Source organism: Paenibacillus sp. IHBB 3054 (assembly GCF_051594305.1).
Lineage (GTDB): Bacteria > Bacillota > Bacilli > Paenibacillales > Paenibacillaceae > Paenibacillus_AQ.
This window is the reverse complement of record NZ_JBOFBG010000092.1, coordinates 1-2049: the sequence shown is the minus strand read 5'-3', so window position 1 is coordinate 2049 and position 2049 is coordinate 1. Positions and strand designations below refer to the sequence as shown.

The following is a 2049-nucleotide window of genomic DNA, read 5'->3' as shown; positions in this document are numbered from 1 at the left end:
TCGGCTGACGGCCAGCATCAACGATCAGAGCGAAACTGATCCAGCTCGTAATGCAGAGATTGCGGCGAAGGAAACCATTCTCGCCTTAAGAGATTCGACGCTGTCAAATGACCATAAGCTGGTGGAAGTTCAAACCTTCTTGACGCTATCCGCGCCAAAACTGCATCAAATTGAAGCGGCTGAGGCGGGGCTGAAGCTTTGGTTTGATAACATGTCTGGGAAATTAAATGAATTGAAACGTGAGCAGCGAGAAGCGATGAGGCAAACGGCCCCTGCCTCTGATCCTTACGTGAATCATAGTGAGTTTTTTAACAAAATGCATTATGGGCGTGTCACGACAGACTCTGTTGCAGCGCGCACCTACCCGATGACACGAGGCTCGTTTTCGGATGCAGAGGGAGCATATTTTGGTCGCCGGACCGAGGACGGCGGCTTTTGTTTTGTCAATCTTTGTGATCCGGATGATCCCCGGGCGCAAAACGTCACTGTGTTCGGTAAAACCGGAGAAGGGAAAAGTTACTTTCTCAAGGCGCTTGTAGTGTCACTTTTGGAAGAAGGCGTGCATGTTTTTGTATTTGACCTGGACGGAGAGTGGCGTGATCTTTGTGAGTATGTGGGTGGCGTATACATTGATCACACCACAGAAGAAGGACGTTATTTTGAACCGCTGACCATCATGCCTGCAATCACCGAAATCGATGAGGACTGTGTGCAGTATAATCGCTCACGGTACAAGATGGCCGAAAAAAGTGGTGTGCGAACCTTTTCCTTACTTGGTGAGAACTTAACCCGCACGGAAATTTTTGAAGTAGGTGAAGCAATCCGTAGAGTGTACCGAGCTGCAGGAATTGATAAGAAAAAGCCGGAAACCTGGAATGCTCCCACGGGTCCCAAGCCGACGATCCACGCCGCCTTCGCAGAAATTGAAGAGGCTTCTCGCAGTAATGCCGATGCCAAGAGCTTGTACGACAAAATCAAAATTTATTTTATAGGCATTTACGATGATATTTTTCAAATCGAGGAAGCTACTAGCTTTGAACATAAAGCTCCCCTTGTAGTGTACCGGGTAGGTTCCGGTGAGGAGGATGAGTCCAAAAAGGATGAGTCTGCCAAACAAGCGCAGATCAAGATGTCGATGGCCTTTGAACAGGTTAATGCCAACATCCACCTACTGAAAATTGCTGGAACTCACTTTTCTGCTGTGCTAGTGGACGAAGGTCAACGGCAATTGCAGAATCCGGAGCTGCGCAGTTATGTATTTGGCTGGTACACGGCCATTCGGAAACAGAACGGGATGATGATTCTGGCAGGGAATTCCCCGGCGATTATGCTGGATACCGCCAAAGGTGTGGGGATGTGGGAGAACACGAGTGTACGTGTGTATTTTTATATGGAGCAATCGGCTGTACGTTTACTCTCCTCTCATGCGGATCTGCCAATTGAGATTCAGGAACTCATTACACAAAATGAAGGTACGCAGCGCTACATTTTGGAAAATCACAAAAGATACGATGAACTGATTATGCATGTCCCTCCTGAAGAACATGTTCTGTATAAAACGCGGGGACTGAAAACCGCAGGGTAGGGGGGATTCTGTTGGAAGTCGTCAAAAAGGCCAAGGATCTCAAGAAAATGATTGCACTGATTTCGGCACTGAGCTTCCCGGGAATCGGATTGGTGTTGATCCTTTTTGGACTCGTGGCATTAATTGTTTTGTTTGTGTTTTTGCCGTTCATGATTTTTTCGGATGCCGATAGCTATAAGCCACAAGCATCAGGGGAATATGCATGGATGGCTCCTGTACAACTGGATGTGGATGGCACGGCATACGTGTGGCCAGTGCCTACGATTAGCCGAGTATCCTCCCCTTTTGCCTTGCGGGATTTGTTTGGAACGACTCGAATGCACAAGGGCATTGATATTGCGAATGGAGCCGCCAACACAGAGCTGCAGCCAGTTTATGCAATGGCTGAAGGCACGGTGACTTTGGCGGGAGCAGCCAGTGGTTATGGTCAAGCGATTATTATCAATCACGGGAACGGACTGGTC

The 2049-nt window shown here is 48.2% G+C and carries 2 protein-coding genes; both read left to right on the top strand.

Features of this window, described 5'->3' with window-relative positions; genetic code table 11:
• On the top strand, positions 1 to 1585 hold a 1585-nt coding region (locus tag ACQ76X_RS35740), incomplete at its 5' end, for a helicase HerA domain-containing protein (RefSeq protein ID WP_438498640.1).
• 11 nt (positions 1586 to 1596) lie between these two features.
• On the top strand, positions 1597 to 2049 hold a 453-nt coding region (locus tag ACQ76X_RS35735), incomplete at its 3' end, for a M23 family metallopeptidase (RefSeq protein ID WP_438498639.1).